The 18497-nt window shown below is 62.4% G+C and carries 15 protein-coding genes; 5 read left to right on the top strand and 10 right to left on the bottom strand.

The features are described 5' to 3' along the window. The first annotated feature begins 88 nt into the window (after nt 1-88). Together NKI73_RS29485 and NKI73_RS29480 are read left to right on the top strand one after the other, a co-directional pair. A complete protein-coding gene (locus NKI73_RS29485; RefSeq protein WP_352635031.1) occupies nt 89-1450 on the top strand; it encodes a cytochrome ubiquinol oxidase subunit I in 1362 nt (453 codons plus the stop codon). Between the two features lie 4 nt (nt 1451-1454). Further along, nucleotides 1455-2459, top strand: coding sequence for a cytochrome d ubiquinol oxidase subunit II (locus tag NKI73_RS29480; RefSeq protein ID WP_352635029.1), 1005 nt, complete (start codon nt 1455-1457; stop codon nt 2457-2459). 169 nt (nt 2460-2628) lie between these two features. On the opposite strand, the gene msrA is transcribed toward NKI73_RS29480, so the two are convergent. From msrA to NKI73_RS29460, 4 genes are all read right to left on the bottom strand, one after another. Then, nucleotides 2629-3360 carry a peptide-methionine (S)-S-oxide reductase MsrA gene (msrA, locus tag NKI73_RS29475; RefSeq protein ID WP_352635027.1) on the bottom strand — a complete coding sequence of 244 codons (732 nt, stop codon included), beginning with the start codon at nt 3358-3360 and terminating at the stop codon, nt 2629-2631. Nucleotides 3361-3471: 111 nt separating this feature from the next. Then, a complete protein-coding gene (locus tag NKI73_RS29470; RefSeq protein WP_352635025.1) occupies nt 3472-3777 on the bottom strand; it encodes a hypothetical protein in 306 nt (101 codons plus the stop codon). Between the two features lie 97 nt (nt 3778-3874). Then, entirely contained in the window at nt 3875-4573 is a 699-nt protein-coding gene (locus NKI73_RS29465; RefSeq protein ID WP_352635023.1) for a DUF1223 domain-containing protein, read from the bottom strand. A gap of 277 nt (nt 4574-4850) precedes the next feature. Further along, the gene (locus NKI73_RS29460; RefSeq protein WP_352635022.1) at nt 4851-6023 is read right to left on the bottom strand and encodes a TadE/TadG family type IV pilus assembly protein; all 1173 of its coding nucleotides are present in this window, start codon (nt 6021-6023) and stop codon (nt 4851-4853) included. Nucleotides 6024-6210: 187 nt separating this feature from the next. Between NKI73_RS29460 and lepA the strand changes: the two genes are divergently transcribed. Beyond that, the gene (gene lepA, locus NKI73_RS29455; RefSeq protein ID WP_352635020.1) at nt 6211-8016 is read left to right on the top strand and encodes a translation elongation factor 4; all 1806 of its coding nucleotides are present in this window, start codon (nt 6211-6213) and stop codon (nt 8014-8016) included. 13 nt (nt 8017-8029) lie between these two features. On the opposite strand, the gene NKI73_RS29450 is transcribed toward lepA, so the two are convergent. Further along, nucleotides 8030-9796 (bottom strand): NACHT domain-containing protein, encoded by a 1767-nt coding sequence (locus tag NKI73_RS29450; protein ID WP_352635018.1) that lies wholly within the window; start codon nt 9794-9796, stop codon nt 8030-8032. 137 nt (nt 9797-9933) lie between these two features. Between NKI73_RS29450 and NKI73_RS29445 the strand changes: the two genes are divergently transcribed. Together NKI73_RS29445 and NKI73_RS29440 are read left to right on the top strand one after the other, a co-directional pair. Next, nucleotides 9934-10449, top strand: coding sequence for a hypothetical protein (locus tag NKI73_RS29445; RefSeq protein ID WP_352635015.1), 516 nt, complete (start codon nt 9934-9936; stop codon nt 10447-10449). A gap of 289 nt (nt 10450-10738) precedes the next feature. Further along, complete coding sequence (locus tag NKI73_RS29440) at nt 10739-11254, top strand: hypothetical protein (RefSeq protein WP_352635013.1); 516 nt, start codon at nt 10739-10741, stop codon at nt 11252-11254. A gap of 478 nt (nt 11255-11732) precedes the next feature. On the opposite strand, the gene NKI73_RS29435 is transcribed toward NKI73_RS29440, so the two are convergent. The 5 genes from NKI73_RS29435 to NKI73_RS29415 form a co-directional block, all read right to left on the bottom strand. After that, nucleotides 11733-13373 carry an ABC transporter substrate-binding protein gene (locus NKI73_RS29435; protein WP_352635011.1) on the bottom strand — a complete coding sequence of 547 codons (1641 nt, stop codon included), beginning with the start codon at nt 13371-13373 and terminating at the stop codon, nt 11733-11735. Between the two features lie 377 nt (nt 13374-13750). Continuing rightward, a complete protein-coding gene (locus NKI73_RS29430) occupies nt 13751-14698 on the bottom strand; it encodes an alpha/beta hydrolase (protein ID WP_352635009.1) in 948 nt (315 codons plus the stop codon). A gap of 11 nt (nt 14699-14709) precedes the next feature. Beyond that, the gene (locus NKI73_RS29425; protein ID WP_352635007.1) at nt 14710-15390 is read right to left on the bottom strand and encodes an isochorismatase family protein; all 681 of its coding nucleotides are present in this window, start codon (nt 15388-15390) and stop codon (nt 14710-14712) included. A gap of 262 nt (nt 15391-15652) precedes the next feature. Then, the gene (locus NKI73_RS29420; RefSeq protein WP_352635005.1) at nt 15653-16957 is read right to left on the bottom strand and encodes a M24 family metallopeptidase; all 1305 of its coding nucleotides are present in this window, start codon (nt 16955-16957) and stop codon (nt 15653-15655) included. A gap of 321 nt (nt 16958-17278) precedes the next feature. Beyond that, nucleotides 17279-18250, bottom strand: coding sequence for a GlxA family transcriptional regulator (locus tag NKI73_RS29415; RefSeq protein WP_352635003.1), 972 nt, complete (start codon nt 18248-18250; stop codon nt 17279-17281). Between the last annotated feature and the right edge of the window lie 247 nt (nt 18251-18497).

Here is an 18497-nt window from a genome sequence, read left to right as displayed (position 1 = left end):
CGGCGTTCCGCCTCGCGGCGGGACGCCGCTTTGACCAAGTCCGGCTCGCGCCCTATTCTTCAATCATTAGAAGCAGCCGGAGCCCACCATGGACCCGCTCATCCTGTCGCGCATGCAGTTCGGCGCGAATATTTCGTTCCATATATTGTTTCCGACGATCACCATTGCGCTTGGCTGGGTGCTGCTGTTCTTCAAGCTGCGCTACAACGCGACAGGCGATTCCGCCTGGATACGTGCGTATTTCACCTGGGTGAAGGTGTTCGCGCTGTCTTTCGCCATGGGCGTGGTTACCGGTGTCACCATGAGCTTCCAGTTCGGCACCAATTGGCCCGGCTATATGGAAAAGGTCGGCAATATCGCCGGGCCGCTGCTGGCCTACGAGATCCTCACCGCCTTCTTCCTCGAAGCGGCCTTCCTCGGCATCATGCTGTTCGGCTTCCGCCGCGTCTCCAACCGCATCCACACGCTGGCGACGGTGCTGGTGGCCGGCGGCACCACAGTCTCGGCCTTCTGGATCATCGCGCTCAATTCCTGGATGCAGACGCCGGCCGGCTTCGAGATCCGCGACGGCGTGGCGCATGCCGTCGACTGGTGGGCTATTGTCTTCAACCCGTCGATGCCCTACCGGCTCACCCACATGCTCTTGGCTTCCGGCCTGACGGTGTCGTTCCTGATTGCTGGCCTGTCGGCGCTGCGCTACCTCACCGGCGACCGCTCGGAATCGATGTGGAAAGCGCTGCGCACCGGCGTCTTCACCGCGGCGATCCTGATCCCGATCCAGATCTTCGCCGGCGACCAGCATGGGCTGAACACGCTGGAGCACCAGTCGCAGAAAATCGCCGCCATGGAGGCCAACTGGAACACCGGCCCCAACGTGCCGCTGGTGCTCTTCGCGCTGCCCGACGAGGCGGCCAAGGAAAACAGGTTCGAGATCGCCATCCCCGATGGCGCCAGCCTGGTGCTGCGGCACTCGACCAGCGGCGTCGTCCCGGGGCTGAACGATTATCCCGGCAACCATCCGCCGGTCTTCCCGGTGTTCTGGGGCTTTCGCATCATGGTCGGCACCGGCATCCTGATGCTGCTTGTGTCGTGGTCGGCGGCCTTTTTCCTCAAGCGCCGCCACAGCCTGCCGAAGCCGCTCGTTTTGCTGATGGTACCGATGGCGCTGTCGGGCTGGCTGGCGACGCTGGCCGGCTGGTACACCACCGAGATCGGCCGCCAGCCCTGGCTGGTGACCGGTGTGCTGAAAACCGCCGACGCGGTCGGCCCGGTGGCCGGCAGCCATGTCGCGCTGACGCTCGCCATTTATCTCGTTCTCTACGTGCTTCTGCTGATCGCCTATCTCGGCGTGCTGGTGCACCTGGCGCTGAAGGCGGCGAAGGACGGCGATAACTCGCCGCTGCCGGGCGTGCTCAACGCGCCGATGTCGCAGCCGGCTGCGGGGGAGTGAGAAGATGACCTTCGACTGGCCAACCGCGCTTCCCCTCATCTTCGCCGGCCTGATGGGCCTCGCCATCCTGATCTACGTCATTCTCGACGGTTTCGATCTCGGCATCGGCATCCTGTTCGCCGCCGCCGAAGATGCCGAACAGGATACGATGATCGCCGCGATCGGCCCGTTCTGGGACGCCAACGAGACCTGGCTGGTGCTGGCCGTCGGCCTGCTGCTGGTCGCCTTCCCGCTGGCGCATGGCGTCATCCTGACCGCGCTCTACATTCCGGTCTTCGTGCTTTTGGTCGGGCTGATCCTGCGCGGCGTCGCGTTCGATTTCCGCGCCAAGGTGCCGACCGAGCGCAAGCACCGCTGGAACCGTATTTTCTTCCTCGGCTCGCTCATCGCCTCGCTGGCGCAGGGCTATATGCTGGGCGTCTATGTGCTCGGCCTCGATGTCGGTCCGGGCGGCGTGGCGTTCGGCGTGCTGGTGGCGTTCTGCCTGGCCGCGGCTTACGCGGCGATGGGCGCGGCCTGGGTGATCTACAAGACCGAGGGCGAGCTGCAGAAGAAGGCCGTGCGCTGGCTACGCACGACGCTAGTGCTGGCGGCGCTCGGCATGGCTGCCATCTCGCTGGCGACGCCCTTCGCCAGCCCGCGCATCTTCGACAAATGGTTCGTCTGGCCGTCGATGCTCTATCTGTCGCCGCTGCCGATCCTGTCGGCGCTGCTGTTCCTGTGGCTGTGGCGGCAGACCTTCCATCTGCCGAAGCCCGGCGACCGCCATGCGCTCACGCCGTTCCTGACGCTGGCCGCCATCTTCGCGCTCGGCTTTGCCGGGCTCGCCTGGTCGTTCTACCCGTTCGTGGTGCCGGACAAACTCACCATCTGGCAGGCGGCCTCGGCGCCGGAAAGCCTGGCCATCATCCTGGCCGGCACCGTGGTCGTGCTGCCGGTCATCATCTTCTATTCGTTCTATGCCTACCGGGTGTTTGGGGGGAAGGCGACGGATCTGACGTATGACTGAGGAGGCATAATCTCCCCCCTCGAGGGGGAGATGTCGCCGCAGGCGACAGAGGGGGTCGCTGCGCGTGAAGCGCTAACCTTCTTCTGCCGCAAGGGGTCGAGCCCGGTCGGACCGACCCCCTCTGGCCGCTTCGCGGCCATCTCCCCCTCGAGGGGGGAGATCATGCGCCTCAATTGCTCGCCGACAGCACCAGCACCGGCTTTTCGCTGTACAGCGCCGGGAACAGCGCCTTCAGGTTCGCCACCTTGGGCAGGTCGTTGTAGACGATGTAGGGATAGGTCGGATTCAGCGTCAGGAAATCCTGATGATAGTTCTCGGCCGGATAGAAGGTCTTGCCGGTTTCCAGCGTGGTGACGATCGGCTTTGCAAACACCTTGGCCTGGTCGAGCTGGGCGATGTAGCTCTCGGCAATCTTCTTTTGCGCTTCGTTTTCGGCAAAGATCGTCGAGCGGTACTGCGTGCCGGAGTCCGGTCCCTGGAAGTTCAGCTGGGTCGGGTTGTGAGCGACCGAGAAATAGACCTGCAGCAGCTGGCCATAGGTCACCTCGGACGGATCGTAGGTGATCTCGACGGATTCGGCGTGCCCGGTGCGGCCTGAGCCGACCGTCTCGTAGACGGCGGTGTCCCTGTCGCCGCCGGTGTAGCCGGAGACGGCTTTGGTCACGCCCTTGACGTGCTGGAAGACGCCCTGCACGCCCCAGAAGCAGCCGCCGGCGAAGATTGCCTTTTCGCTGCCGGCGGCCGCCTTCTCGTCCAGGGCCGGCGGCGGGATCTTCACCGCGTCCTCGGCCGAAACCGCCGGCGTCAGCCAGAAAGCGGCGCCCGCGGCGGCCAGCGCAAGTGCGGCGAGCGCGCCTTTGACAAAGCCGAACGAACGGTTTGAAATCTTGATGTCGGTCATGGTTGCACTCCTCACGGCTTCCATTGGGATCAGTCTATTGGATCAGGGACGGCGGCGCGACGCACGAGTTGCGGCGGGGGCTCACATTCGCGTGCGCCGCCGGCAATCGGCCTAGGTGGCCGGCTTCATGGCATCGGTTGCCGGTTTCATCGCGTCAGCCGCCGGCTTCATGGCATCGGCGGCCGGCTTCATCGAATTGGTGGCCATCGGGTCGGCGGGCTTCATCGCATCGGTTGCAGGCTGCATGGCGTCCGCGGCCGGCTTCATGGCATCAGCGGCGGGTTTCATGGCATTCGCGGCCGGCTTCATTGCATTGATCGCGTCGTCGGCACGGGCGATGCCGCCGGCAAACAGCGCCGTCGAGCACAGGGCGAGAGCGAGCGCCGGCAGCGTCAGGCGGCGGGACAGATGGGTCATGGTGATGTCTCCTTGGGGTTGGTCGTCGGGCCTCTTGGCGGCCGTTCTATGCGGCGCCGCGCGTGCGGCGTTTGCGCAATCTCTTTTGAAGCGTGATCTAGTTGGTAGCGGCGGCCAGGATCGGCCCGCCGCCTGGCGACTGGACGAGCACGGCGGTGCTCAGGCCGTCCGAAGCCGGCGGCAGATCGAGCGCCGCGGCGACGCCAGTCCAGCTGCCGATTTTCTTGAGCGAATGCACGACATTGGCATGTGGCAAAGTGCGGCCGGTGTTTTCGCCGCGCGCCACCGGCACCTGGACGACTCCCCTGAGATAGCGCACCAGCCAGATATCGGCCCTGCCGCCAGGCGCCGAGCCGGCGCCGATGCTGATCTTGCCGCCGTCGAGCGACAGCGACGGGCCGCTCGTTTGGCCGCTCACCGAGATCAGCTTTTCGATCTCGCCGGGTGCCGCGCCGACGACATCGGCATGGCCGTTCACCACCACCTGCGGCGTGAACTGACCGTCATGGCCGAGCGCCGGCTCGTAGCTGACCTGGCGCTGGGTGAATTCCTGGCGGCCGAACGTGTCCTTCCAGCCGAGATAGTCCCAATAGGTGACGTTGAAGGACAGCGCCAGCACGCCCGGCTGGTCCTTGACCTTGATCAGATTGGCGTTGGCCGGCGGGCAGGACGAACAGCCCTGGCTGGTGAACAGCTCGACCACGGTGAGCGGCCGGGCAGCGGCCGCACCGAGCGACACTGCCAGCGCAAGCGCGCAGAGGCTGGCCACTGTGACGAATTTGCTGGACCCTGACATCGGCTTGCTCCATGGGCGGCGGCGCCTGGATGCGCCGCTCATGTCCCCACTTCGCCCCCGTCTGCCGCTTCGTTACAGCGCTCACCGGTTTGTGATCGTCAGAGAGATTCCCATGTGAGGCAGGCGGGACAGCACCCCCCTCTGGCCTGCCGGCCATCTCCCCCGCAAGGAGGGAGATCGACCCTCATCACGGCTTTCGCCAATCACCAAACTTCGCGAGAGGAGCGCGGCCAACGAAGCTGCCAATCTCCCCACTCGTGGGGGAGATCGGCAATTTCTACTGCGTCAGCAGCGTGTCGGACGGCCGCTTGTTGAAGTCGCACTTGCCCATCACGCTGTAGAAGAAGTCGGCGTTCGTAACGTCTGGCAGTGGAGGATTGTTGCCGCCGTCTTCCCATGCCTGGTCGCTGGTCTGGCTGCAAGGCACCACTTTGAAGATGTCGACGTCCGTGTTGCTGGCAACCTCGACGGGGAGGTATTTGGAAGGGTCCAGGGCCTTTTGTGCCGCGGTGCTGTACCCGGCGCCGAGGTAGAGCCGGTTCGACGTGTCTGTATTGTTCGACCTGAGCGGGTCGACCGGTCCGGACGGCACATCCATCTGCAGATAGAGCTTGTCCATCGTGTTCACGTTGATTGTTGCGCCACTGCTGTTTCCGGCGGAATTCGTGGTCGCGCACGTCGTCTTGAAATAGACCGTGGAGCCGTTCATCTTTCCGCTTTTTGCTACCGCGGTGCTTCTGTAAACTCCCGCGGTGGGAGTGAAATCGGTTTTTGATCCTACTGTCGTGCACACTTGGGTCTGAACCAGCGTATTGGTTGGTCCCGTGGAAATAGTTGTCGTCCCGTAACCTTTCGGCTCGGCAGCGGTATAGGTCTTACCCCCGCTCGTATAGGAATAATTGTACGCCTTGTATTTATAGTCGGCCTTCATCATGGCCGTCGCTGTGGTCGTGGGGGTCCAACCGAAGGGAAGGCCGTACAAGGTCATGGTCTTGTTCCAGTAGCCTGAAACGTGATCGACGTTGAATGTAGCCTCCACCAAAGCCGGCGTCTTGCTCACCGCCGACGAGACACCGACCGCCACCGTCGAGATCCTGGCGATCTGCATGAACACGGTCGGCATGGCGAAACTGGCCGTGGCCTGCGCGGTGGCGGTGCCGTTGGCGCTGACGTCGAAGCTGTTCAGCGTGGCGGTGCCCTGACCACCGTTTTCTATGTAGGTATCCTGTAGCACCACCTGGCGCTGCGGCTTCGTCGAGGCCGTATCCATCGTGGTGATCGACAGGAGCGCGGCATCGAGCGCCGCCTGCTCGGCCGACCTGGTCTGGACCGCGGAGGTGTAGTCGACCGAAAAGCCGACCGCGGTGATCAGCGGAATCATGATGACGACGAGGATCGGCGTGAATGCACCGCTCCTCGACCCGATAAACCTGCCTGCCAGCCCCCGCATGCCTTGATCCTTATAACAATATTTTCCCCTGCTAACATGGCGATCACGAATTATGCTCTAACGCGCTTGGTTAAAATTTATCGATTTTTCGAGAAATCACCTGATAAAGCCGACAAACGCCCGCGCCTGCCCCGGCAGCGGGCCGCTCGGCTTGCTCGGGCAAGCCGCCCCTGCTAAAGCGCGCGACATGAGCACACCCCTCGACCACATCCGGAATTTCTCCATCGTCGCCCATATCGACCATGGCAAATCCACGCTTGCCGACCGGCTGATCCAGCTGACCGGCGGACTGGAGCTGCGCGACATGAAGGAGCAGGTGCTGGACTCGATGGACATCGAGCGCGAGCGCGGCATCACCATCAAGGCGCAGACGGTGCGGCTGAAGTACCGCGCCAACAATGGCGAGGACTATATCCTCAATTTGATCGACACGCCCGGACATGTCGACTTCGCCTATGAAGTGTCGCGCTCGCTCGCCGCCTGCGAGGGCTCGTTGCTGGTCGTCGATGCCTCGCAGGGCGTCGAGGCGCAGACGCTGGCCAATGTCTACCAGGCCATCGACAACAACCACGAGATCGTCGTGGTGCTGAACAAGGTCGACCTGCCGGCGGCCGAGCCCGAGCGCATCCGCGAGCAGGTCGAGGAGGTGATCGGCATCGACGCTTCCAACGCCGTGCTGATCTCGGCCAAGACCGGGCTTGGCATTCCCGATGTGCTGGAGGCCATCGTCCACCAATTGCCGCCGCCGCGCGAGGGCGACGCTTCGGCGCCGCTGAAGGCGATGCTGGTCGATAGCTGGTACGACGCTTATCTCGGCGTCATCGTTCTGGTGCGCATCATCGACGGCGTGTTGAAGAAGGGCCAGACCATCCGCATGATGGGCACCGGTGCCAAATACCTGGTCGAGCGCACCGGCGTGTTCACGCCGGCCCGCATCAATGTCGACGAGCTCGGCCCCGGCGAGTTCGGCTTCTTCACCGGCTCGATCAAGGAAGTGGCCGACACCCGCGTCGGCGACACCATCACCGAGGACAAGCGCGCCACCGCCAAGGCACTGCCCGGCTTCAAGCCGGCGCAACCGGTGGTGTTCTGCGGCCTGTTCCCGGTCGACGCCGCCGATTTCGAGGATCTGCGCGCCGCGGTCGGCAAGTTGCGCCTCAACGACGCCAGCTTCTCTTTTGAAATGGAAACCAGCGCCGCGCTCGGCTTCGGCTATCGCTGCGGCTTCCTTGGCCTCTTACATCTCGAAATCATCCAGGAGCGGCTGGAACGCGAGTTCAACCTCGATCTGATCGCCACGGCACCCAGCGTCGTCTATCGGCTGCTGCTCAACGACGGCTCGATGAAGGAATTGCACAACCCGGCCGACATGCCCGACGTGGTGAAAATCTCCGCCATCGAGGAGCCGTGGATTCGCGCCACCATCTTGACGCCCGACGACTATCTCGGCGGCATATTGAAACTCTGCCAGGACCGGCGCGGCATCCAGGCCGACCTCTCCTATGTCGGCAAGCGCGCCATGCTGATCTACGATCTGCCGCTCAACGAAGTCGTGTTCGATTTCTACGACCGGCTGAAGTCGATCTCCAAGGGCTACGCCTCCTTCGACTACCAGCTGACCGACTACAAGGAGGGCGACCTCGTCAAGATGTCGATCCTGGTCAATGAGGAGCCGGTCGACGCGCTGTCCATGCTGGTGCACCGCACCGCGGCGGAAAAGCGCGGCCGGCAGATGTGCGAGAAGCTGAAGGAGCTGATCCCGAACCATCTGTTCAAGATCCCGATCCAGGCCGCGATCGGCGGCAAGGTCATCGCCCGCGAAACCATCTCGGCGCTGCGCAAGGACGTGACCGCCAAGTGCTACGGCGGCGACGTCTCGCGCAAACGCAAGCTGCTGGACAAGCAGAAAGAAGGCAAAAAGCGGATGCGGCAGTTCGGCAAGGTGGATATCCCGCAGGAGGCGTTTATCCAGGCGCTTAAGATGGGCGATTGAGGGCGAACTTCTCTCAAACTTTTAGCATCTGGTCCTGATGCTTTTTTCGCTCCAGAATCTCGCCCCGAATAGACGCGAAGGCATCTAGATAACTCTTCACGAGGTCTACGATGGGGGTTTCTGCGGCAGAAGCTTCGTCTATTTCGTCTAGATCGATGCGGAAGCTAATATCTTTTCGGTTCGCGTTTTCCTCCCTGCTGAGCCGTCGAAGCCAGCTACGGAGCTTTTGATAAGGGCCATGGTCGAACATAGGTCTATAATTCCTACGAAGAAATATAGCGAAATGTGAAATTGACTGACTACCGCGGGAGGGCATCGTAAAATATAGCTCAAATTCACCATCGGCTTCGATCTTTTCTAGTGACAGCGCCGAATAAAATAGTTTCATCTTCTTTCGAACTGACCGCAGCCGCTTTACTTGTTTGATAACGAATTCCAGCTTCGGCAAAATATAATCTTGCTCTACAAGCTCTCTGTTGGTCATTAGAGACAACTCAAGCACATCGTCATTTCCATTTTCATTAAATCTATCGAGCGAAGCGAAGACGTTAACTCCTCGCTCAGAGCATATGAACAATGCCGCTCCATACTCCTGAAATGATCGGTGCAGGAACGAGTATTGCTCTCCGTCTTTTACTATAATACAGAGAGATTCAACAAAATCACTAGCGACCGCCTTAGCATCTACCTCAATCGAGAGATAATTCGCTGACCTAACGATGAAATATTTCATTTGGTCGGCGTCGAAGCCAAACTTCCGCTCCGAATAAGAAAAGTAGCAAAATGTACGCCAGAGCCTGGTAAAAACATCTTCCGGCAAATCGGAGTGATAGTCTCGCTTATATAAGAACTTCATATCATCATGATGGCGATAGAGAGTTTCAAAAGCCTTCTTATAAAATATATGTTTTTGCTTCGGTATATCGCCACCCCTCATGAACGTCAAAATCATCATGTTGCAAAGCAGAGGGTTTGAGAGAAACTTCTTGTGGGTTTTGATATAACTATTTTCAACCTTGCCTCGAAACGCATCTTTCACCTCACCTTCGATCGGCGATCGGTCGACAAGATCCAGAATCTGCGGAAGATCATAGTCTCGAATCTTTACTATCGTTGCTGGCCCCCATCCATTGAAGATATCGGTTGGTCGGCTGGTAACGACGACTTTTGCAGCAGAAAAATCCCGAGTCAGTTGATCGATTTTACGAAGTGCGGAGGTGCGCTGAGACGTTTTGATTTCGTCGAAACCATCGAGCAGAAACAATACCTTCCCCGATCTAACTAATTTTTCGAAAGTTGTTTTTGAAAACAACGAGGACTGAGGAGAGACTTCGTCGAATGCTACATCAATTATGTTGGTTTTGTCGAAATCGACATCTCTTAGTTCTATAAATATCGGAATAACGTTAAAGTTAATTCTACAAAGACGGCAAAATATGTCCCTAAGGAACATGGATTTGCCGTGGCCTGCTATGGCTTGGACGACCACTACTTTTTTATCAAAAACGAAATCGATGGAATTTTCCCCTAAAACAGTTTTTGAACTACTGTCTAATCTGGGGTGTACATATATATCTTCAACACCTATCGGTTTATGCGGAGATAGCAGAGTATGAACCTTTGAATATCGATCGTACTTCCCTTCAATATACTTGGAAAACCCAAGCTGGAGATTTCGGTAGAAAGCATCCTTCGTAAGGCTTGCCACTGTCTTTGCTGATGAGTACAGGTCGCCGGCAACTTCATCCAAAATCTTTAAAGGCGCAAACACAATTGGCATCTGAAGCACTCCCCTCGACCTACTCGCGTACTATCATGCCGGATACGCTAGGGCTATAGGATTAGCAGAACGCTTTCGTTGGAAGTAACTTCGCTATCCATCTTGGCGTATCCTCTACCCGGCTTGAGGAACATCGTATGCGCAGCAACCCGCTGGACACCATCGCCGCGATCGGCCTCGCCATCGGCGGCGCTTTCGGCCTCGCCGGCACCTTCGTCGCCAGCGCTCCACTGCGCGAAACGCTGTGGGCGATCGACGGCGTGGCCCTGGTGGTGGCGGCCGCGCTGCTGACGATGAAGTACCAGCGCCTCGGCAATGACTGCGTGGCAGCCGGGTTCCTGACCTTCCTTGCCGGCGAAAGCCTGCTGCTGGCCGGCAATGCGGCGGGGCTTGAGGCCAGCGTGCCCTCCTATGTCGGCGGCATCTCGCTATGGGCGGCAGCGCTTGTCATGGTCAGCGCACCGAAAACCTTCGCTCTGTGGATGCGGCTCACCGCGCTTGTTGCCGCCGTGCTGTTTGTCGCATCGGCGGGCATGATCCTCTGGGGCGCGCCCTTGCTGCCGACCTCGGCGCCACTGCCCGCCGCCGGCTATCCGTTCCTGGTGCTGACCTTCGTCGGCTGGATCTGGACCTTGCTGAGGCCCGGCCGGTGAGCCTTTGTCCGCTTCCGTACCAAGCGTTCGGCCTGGTTGATCGTGCCGCGATGGGGCGCTAGAAAAATCGGGCGGCGGACCTCGGTTCGCCAGTGGCCGACGCGGGCTCAGGCAACTGCCTCACCGGCATTCGCGTCGGCCACTCTCCGACCGCTGGCGAGGGCGCGACAAGGCCGGATCGCCCGAGGGCTTCCCGACACCTCCGCCGTTTTCCGCTTTGCGCTTCCCTCCGGGCTTTGAGAACGTCCCGCCCAGGAGTATCCTCCGCGCGGCTTGGGGGAGATTTCACATGCGTTCCAATCCTCTGGATGTCGTCGCCGCGATCGGCCTCGCCATCGGCGGCGCATTCGGGCTTGCCGGCACCTTCGTCGCCAGCGCCGAACTGCGCGAAGCGCTGTGGACGATCGACGGCGTGGCGCTGGTGGTGGCGACCGCGCTGCTGACGATGAAATACCAGCGGCTGGGCAATGACTGTGTTGCGGCGGGATTCCTGACCTTCCTTGCCGGCGAAAGCCTGCTGCTCGCCGGCAATGCGGCGGGGCTGGAGGCCAGCGTGCCCACCTATGTCGGCGGCATCTCGCTGTGGGCGGCCGCGCTTGTCATGGTCAGCGCGCCGAAGACTTTCGCCGTGTGGATGCGGCTCACCGCGCTAGTGGCCGCCGGGCTGTTTGTCGTCTCGGCAGGCATGATCCTCCGGGGCACGCCCTTGCTGCCCACCTCGGCGCCGCTGCCCGCCGCCGGCTATCCGTTCCTGGTGCTGACTTTTGCCGGCTGGATCTGGACTTTGGTGAAGACCGAGAGGTGAACGGGCGCGCGCCTGTGTCTGCTTTCGTCGCATGTGAACGGGGCGCTGACGCTGCTGGCCTTCTTCCGCAGGGGGAAGGGAAGGCCAACGCTGGCGCTGCCCCTCACCTGCCTGCCGGCATCCTCTCCCTATAGAGACGGGGCGAGGGACGATGTCGTCGCCGCTTTCGCCAATCTCCAGCGTTGCAAGGAAAGCGCCGGCGATGCGGCCGGCTACATTCTCCCCGTCACTATACGGGGAGGTGAGAAGTGATCCGCGCAGCGGACGAAAAGCCAATTGCTTGGCTTTTCGAACGACGAACGCCCGGCAGGGCAATGAGGGGCGGTGCTGACCCGCGATATGCGCACGCTAGCCGGGGCCTCTATCCTCGATCCTGACCCGGTTTTGACTTTGCGAATGGCGTCCCCCACTCCGTCGCTGCTTCGCAGCGCCACCTCTCCCCCCTCCGGAGGGAGAGGAACCCAGGAAGAGCGAAGGCTCAACTCTCCAACCACACCTTCTCAAAGTGCTGCTCAAGCGCCTGGTGCTGTTCGCAGCCTTCGATGCCTTTGCGATACGTCCGGTAGACCGAGCGCCAGTAGGGTTGGATGATGATGCCTGAGTCGCGCAGATTCTGCTCGATCTTGGCCATGATCTCCTTGCGCGCCTTGGCGTCCGGGGTCGCCAGCGCCTTGTCGAGCAGCTCGTCGAACTCCTTGTTGGCGTAGGCGCTTTCGTTCCAGGCGGCGCCGGATTTATACGCCAGCGCCAGCACCTGGACGCCGAGCGGGCGGCCGAGCCATTCGGTGCAGGAGAAGGGGTATTTGCTCCAGTCGTTCCAGAAGGTGGCGGCCGGCAGCACGGTGCGCTTGATCTTGAGGCCGGCCTCGCGCATCTGCGCGCCGATGGCGTCGCCGGTGCTCTTTTGCCATTCGACATCGACGGAGATGAGTTCGAATTCGTGGTCGGCCTTGCCGGCCTCGGCGAGCAGCTTCTTCGACTGATCCATGTCGCGCCTGGCCGGGCCGATATCGGCATATTCGGGGTGCATGGGGCCGACATGGTGGTTGTCGGCGGGCTTGCCGCGGCCGCCGAGGCCGAGCGCCAGCACGGCGGAATTGTCGACGGCGAGCTGGGCGGCGCGGCGCACCTTAATGTCGTCATAGGGCGCGTTGCCGACATTGAAGCGGGCTACGATGGTGGAGCCGGTGGCGATCTCGGAATTCATCAGCCCCATCTGCTCGGTCTGCGAGACGGCATCGGAGGCGGTTTCGTGGTCGGTGTCGATCTCGCCGGATTCGAAGGCCGACAGCATGGCGTTGGGATCGGAGCCGTAATCGACCCATTTGATGCCGTCGAGGTGGAACTCGCCCTTCCACCACGGCTTATCCCTGCGTTTCACCTCGGCGCCCGTCTCGGCATCCCAGCTGACCAGCTCGCAGGGGCCGGTGGTAATGGCCAGCGCCTTCTTGGGATCGGCGTCGCCCTCATAGGAGCGGTGCATGATCAGCGCGGGATAATCGGCCATGCCGGCAATCAGCGAAATGTCGGGTTTTGGCAGATTGAGTTTTATGGTGAAGTCGTCGACCTTGGCGATGCCGCCGTCGACAACCTTCTTGGTGTCGGCATTGACCAGCGCGCCCATACGCGCGGCGACCGAATTGCCTGCCACCGAGGCATCGCACCAGCGGGTGAGGTTGTGGATGACATCGTCGGCGTTGAAGGCATCGCCGTTCGACCAGGAAATGCCCTTGCGGACATGCAGCGTGAGCGTCCTGGCGTCGTCGCTCGCCTCCCAGCTTTCGAGCAGCCAGGGCTCGAAGGAGAAGTCGGTGTTCCAGCGCACCAGATATTCGTTGCAATGGCGGGCGACGTTGGACATCTCGACGCCATCGAAGGTGCGCGGATCCTTAAAACCCTTGACGTTCATGGCGACGCGCAAGACGCCGCCTTTCTTGGGTTCCGCCGCGCGGGCAGGGGTGGGGGCCAGCCCGCCCAGCGCCAGCGCGCCGGCGGCGCTGACGCCGAGACCGGCCATCAAGGCCAGATATTCGCGACGGTTGATGCCGCCGGTCCTGAAATCGTCGGCGACGGGTTTTGCCCGCGGGTGCAATTTGCGGTCGGTCAGCATGAATTTCATCGTCGTTCCCCTGTTGTTGGGCGCCCCGACCGATCGACAGACGCGGGGAAGGATGCGATCGCCGGGACGCCTTTTGCCTGAGGGAATGATAGAGCGGGGTGACGCACGGGAGTGTTCGGTTTTCCGCAGTGATTGTGCGGTGCTCCGCAGGGGGAGGACAGCCAATCTCCCCCCTTGAGGGGGAGATGCCCGGCAGGGCAGAGGGGGGCGCCATAGAGCGCAACCTTCGGTGTCCTGATTATTCAATATCCGTTCGAGAGCACCGTCGACTTGACTGAGAAGTCGGCGGGACAGCGCCCCCCTCTGGCCTGCCGGCCATCTCCCCCTCAAGGGGGGAGATCGGCGCCTCACCGCTGGCGCCTTCCTTCCTCAGCGCCTCAATACGGCCACGCACCCCGGCCCAGCGCTCCAACCGCCGCCACGATCCGCGCAAACGCCTCCGTCGCTGCCGGTACAGTCGTGCGGGCGCGCAGGAAGCTGTGCACCAGCTTCGGCTCCTCGTGCCACCATGCTCTCCCGCCGCTAGCCAAAATCCGGTCGCGGTAGGCCTCGCCATCCGACGACAGCGGGTCGCATTCGGCGGTGACGATCACCGTCGGCGGCAAGCCGGAGAAATCAGTGTCGCGCAAAGGCGAGAAGGTCGGATCGTCGGGTGATTGCCGCTTAGCCGAGCGAACGTCGCGGTAGAAGGCAATGTCGCCCACGGACAGCAGCGGTGCCTCGGCGTGCTCGATGTAGGAGCCGGCGCTCTCGTCGCCGCCGAGGCCGGGATAGATCAGCACCTGGCCGATGGCCGCACTGGCGTGCCGGCGCGTCGCCTGCGCCACCGCCGCGGCGAGGTTGCCGCCCGCACTTTCGCCGCATAGCACCAGCGGCAGGCCTGATGTCGTTGCCGCCCATTCGAAGGCGCTGACGGCATCGTCGAAGGCGGCGGGGTGGACATGCTCCGGTGCCAGCCGGTAGTCGACCGACAGCACGTCGAAACCGGTGCCGGCGCAGAGTTCTGCGCAGATGTCGTCATGGCTTTCGAGCCCGCCGAGGATGAAGCCGCCGCCATGGTAATAGACGACCATCGCCTTCGCGGCCGTGCCGGCAGACTGGTAGCGACGGACCGGAATGTCGCGGCCGGCCGCGGCGATCAGGCCGTCGCGGGCCTTGACCCCGGGCGGGCGGCCCTGGTGGAAGGCGCGGCTCATCCTGTCGTAGACGGCGCGCTGCTTGTCGATCGGCAGGCCGAGGATTTCGGGCGGATACCAGGCGTTGACCGCATCGATATAGACCCAGAGCTCTGGGTCGAGCCGGGTTTCGTAGGAGCCCCGAGTCATGCTTTCGACAGTCATAGCTCGGCGTAGAGCGCGGCCGCATTCTCAAAACTGAAGCGCAGCGGCACCGAGCCTTCGACCTGCCATGCGGTGACGGTTTCGCCGGCCAGCAGCCGGCAGGCGCCTTCGGTATCGGTGACGGCGCCGCCATACAGCCGGTTGGCGAGGTTGATTATGCCGGTCTGGTGCATGGCCGCACTGCCGCTGCCGCAGGCATCCTTGACCAAGAGCACGCGAAAACCTTTCGCCACCGCATCCTTCACCGACGCGTCGATGCAGGCCTCGGTCCAGACGCCTGATACGACCAGCCATTCGATGCCGGCGGACTTGATGTCGCGGGCCGCCGGCCCGGTGCGAAAAGCGCTGGCCTCGGCCTTGATCAGCAGCGCTTCGCCATTGGCCGGCGCCACCTCATGGCAGATCTCGGTCAGCGGATCGCTCTTGTCGGAAAAGGCCGACTTGCCGTCGTCGCCGACCGGATGAAACGGCCGATCCTGCTTGTCGAGATCGACGATGTAGGCCCAGTGGTAGAGCGGCACGTTGTTTTGCCGCGCCGCCGCCTGCAGGCGCTGGACGTTGGCGAGGATCGTTGCGTAGCCCTCGACGAGGTAGCGCTTGTCCTGCCGATGCTCTTCTTGCAGGTCGATGAAGATCGCGGCTACGGTGCCGCGCTTGATGGAGATGGGGGTTTTCATGCCGCGCCTGCCTGATGCATGGGCGAGGCAGTCAAAGACCCTTTCGTATGCCGGCGGGACAGCGCCCCCCTCTGCCCTGCCGGGCATCTCCCCCTCAAGGTCGGAGATCGGCCGTCGCGAATGCCTTCGCCAATCACCAGAGCTGCAGGAAAAAGCGCCGTAGGCGACGCTGCAAATCTCCCCCCTTGCGGGGGAGATGTCCGGCAGGACAGAGGGGGGTGGGAAGGAATGAGGCGCCCGTTATGAGCGTTGGCTGCGGATATCAAACCTGCTTCTCCAGAAACTCGTCCTCATACGGGAAGCGCGACAGAAGTTCAGTACCGGTGTCGGTGATCAGGATCTCGTCCTCCAGCTTGACGCCCTCGCGGCCGCCCTTTTCGCCGATATAGCTTTCCACGCTCACCACCATGCCTGGCACGATATGGCCGTCGCGGCCATAGGTCTCGTAGTCCATGGCATGCGCGATGAACGGTGTTTCGCCATGCATGCCGACGCCATGCATGACCGAGGTGTAGCGCTGGTCGACGAAACGGTCCGGGATTTTCCAGGCCTTTTCGGCGATCTCGCGAAAGGCCATGCCGGGTTTGACGATCGAAATGTTGTGCTGAACCTGGTCGTGCGCCATGCGGTAGAGCGACTTCTGGTAGGGAGTCGGCTTGCCCGGCCCGCAGCGGAAGGTGCGGGAGAAATCGGAATAGTAGCCGTAGCAGCCGATCGTGTCGGTATCGAGCGCCAGCAATTCGCCGGGGCGGATCTTGCGGCCGCTGGCCTCGTTGAACCACGGATTGGTGCGCTGGCCGGAGGTGAGCAGCCGCGTCTCGATGAACTCGCCGCCCTGGCGGATGACCTCGCCATACATGATGGCGAACAGGTCGTTTTCGGAAACGCCGGGCTTGATCGCCTCGCGCACCGCATAGACGGCAGCCTCGGCGCCGGCCATCGACACCTGCAGGCATTTGACTTCCTCAGGCGTCTTGACGGCGCGCACCGCCAGGATTTCGCCCTGGCAATCGCGGACCTCGCAGCCGCGCTTTTCCAGGGCGAGCGCCTGCAGATGGCTGCAGCGGTCTAGCCCGAGCTTCATCGAGCCGCCGCCATGCTGCTTCAGGAGCTCGGCAATCTCGTCGGCGAAGGGGCCGGCGGTCTGGTCGTCGCGGCCGGAGACCGACGACCAGACCAGCTTGGAAGGACGCGCCTCGTCGATCGTGTCGAGCACCATCGAGACATGGTAGCTCTGCGGGTATTCGAACAGCACGATCGGCCCGTCGGTGGGGATGAAGAAGTAGCGGGTCGAGTTGCGCAGGAAATAGCCGAACATATTGCGCGAGCCGGTGGCGTAGCGCTGGTTGTACGGATCGAACAGCACCACGCCGCCATAGCCGGCCTCGCGCATCCAGCCGCGCAGTTTTTCCAGCCGGCCTTTTCGCAAAGCGTCGGCGTCGATGAAGGACGGCTCGGTGTCCGACAGCCACATGCCGCCCGCCGGATCGGCCGCCGCCGGGTGGCGCATGCGGTCCTTGAAGTCCACGTCCTCGGTGCTGTCGGGATCGAATACGACGATGCTCATGGGTACGGCCTTGGCTGGGTTGCGAGGGATGAGCATGGCGCAAGAGGGGTGGATGGATTGTGCGGAAAACCGCGTTTGTTGTGCGGGATGCCGCTGGGTACCTAATGCGGAACGCTGGAGGGCCAGCACCCCCCTCTGGCCTGCCGGCCATCTCCCCCGCAAGGAGGGAGATGGCAGTTTCAATGTCGCCGCTCGTCTTGCCACGTTAGAGATTGGCGAAAGTCGAGGTGACATCCGATCTCCCCCCTTGCGGGGGAGATGTCCGGTAGGACAGAGGGGGGTGCTGTCCCGCTAACATCTCATCGCGTCAGCGAGCGCACCCTAATGCCGTCTCGCCAGTTTCGGCGGATGGCCATGCTCCTCGCGAAAAGCCCGGGCAAAGCTCGACATCGAGGCGAAGCCGCAGGCGAGCGCCACGTCGCGTACGGCGAGCGTCGAATGCGCCAGGAGGTCGGCGGCGCGCTTCAGCCGCAGGCGCCGGTAGTAGCCATTGGGCGAGATGGCGAGTTCGGAGCGAAAGGAGCGTTCGAGCTTGTCGGACGACACGCCGAGCTTCGCGGTCAGCTCGGCCATGCCGAGCCGCTCTTCGACCGCGTCCTCCATGATGGCGATTGCCGACAGCACCAACTCGTTGCGGACGCCGGTGCGCAGCCGCAACGGCATCATCTTGCGGTCGATGCTGGAGCGCAGCTGGCTGTGCACGAACCATTCGGCGACGCCGGCGGCAAGCTCGGCGCCGTAGTCGCGGGTGATGATCTCCAGCATCATGTCGAGGCTGCCGACGCCGCCGGCCGAGGTGAACCGCTTGCGGTCGATGACGTAAAGGTGGCGCCTGAGCTCGATGTTGGGAAATGCCTCGGTGAAGGCGGCCTGGCTGGTCCAGTGCAAGGTACAGGCGTGGCTGTCGAGCAGACCCGCGCGGGCGAGGAAGAACGCCGCATCCGCCACCGCGCCGATGTGGGCGCCGCCGCGCAGGCTCTTGCGGATCCAGCTTGCCGCGTCCTCGGCGACGAGGTGATCGGCATCGCCGCCCGAGCAGACGACGATGCGGTCAACCTTCGGCGCGTCCTCGGCGTAAAAGCCCGGCTGGATGACGACGCCATTCGAAGCCTCGACCGAGCCTTGGGTGGCTCCGACGATGATCCAGCGATAGCACTGCCGCTTCGCCAGGACATTGGCGGCGCGCAGCGGCTCGATGACCGAGCTGAACGCCATCATCGGAAAGCCGGGGAAGACCAGCACGGCGAAGGTGAGGGGTATTTCGGTCGGTTTGGGTGGAGCGTGCGTGGCCATGGGGCGCTACACTTCGGGCAGATGCGGGTCGGGGTCAACGGCAATTGGCGAACGATGCTCGAAGCGCGGTTTGCTGTTGACCGTCGCTGCTGCGAAGAGGTCTGTCAAATGTTGGCGGGCCAGCACCCCCCTCTGGCCTGCCGGCCATCTCCCCCGCAAGGAGCAGGGCTGTCCGGGGAAAGTTTTGAGTGAATCGAAATGCCGCATGTGCATGCCCCGTAAAACGGGGTTTGTCCGTCTTCTCTCT

The sequence above is a fragment of the Mesorhizobium sp. M0496 genome (assembly GCF_040321205.1).
Taxonomy (GTDB): Bacteria; Pseudomonadota; Alphaproteobacteria; order Rhizobiales; family Rhizobiaceae; genus Mesorhizobium.
This window is presented reverse-complemented; position numbering and strand designations above follow the sequence as displayed.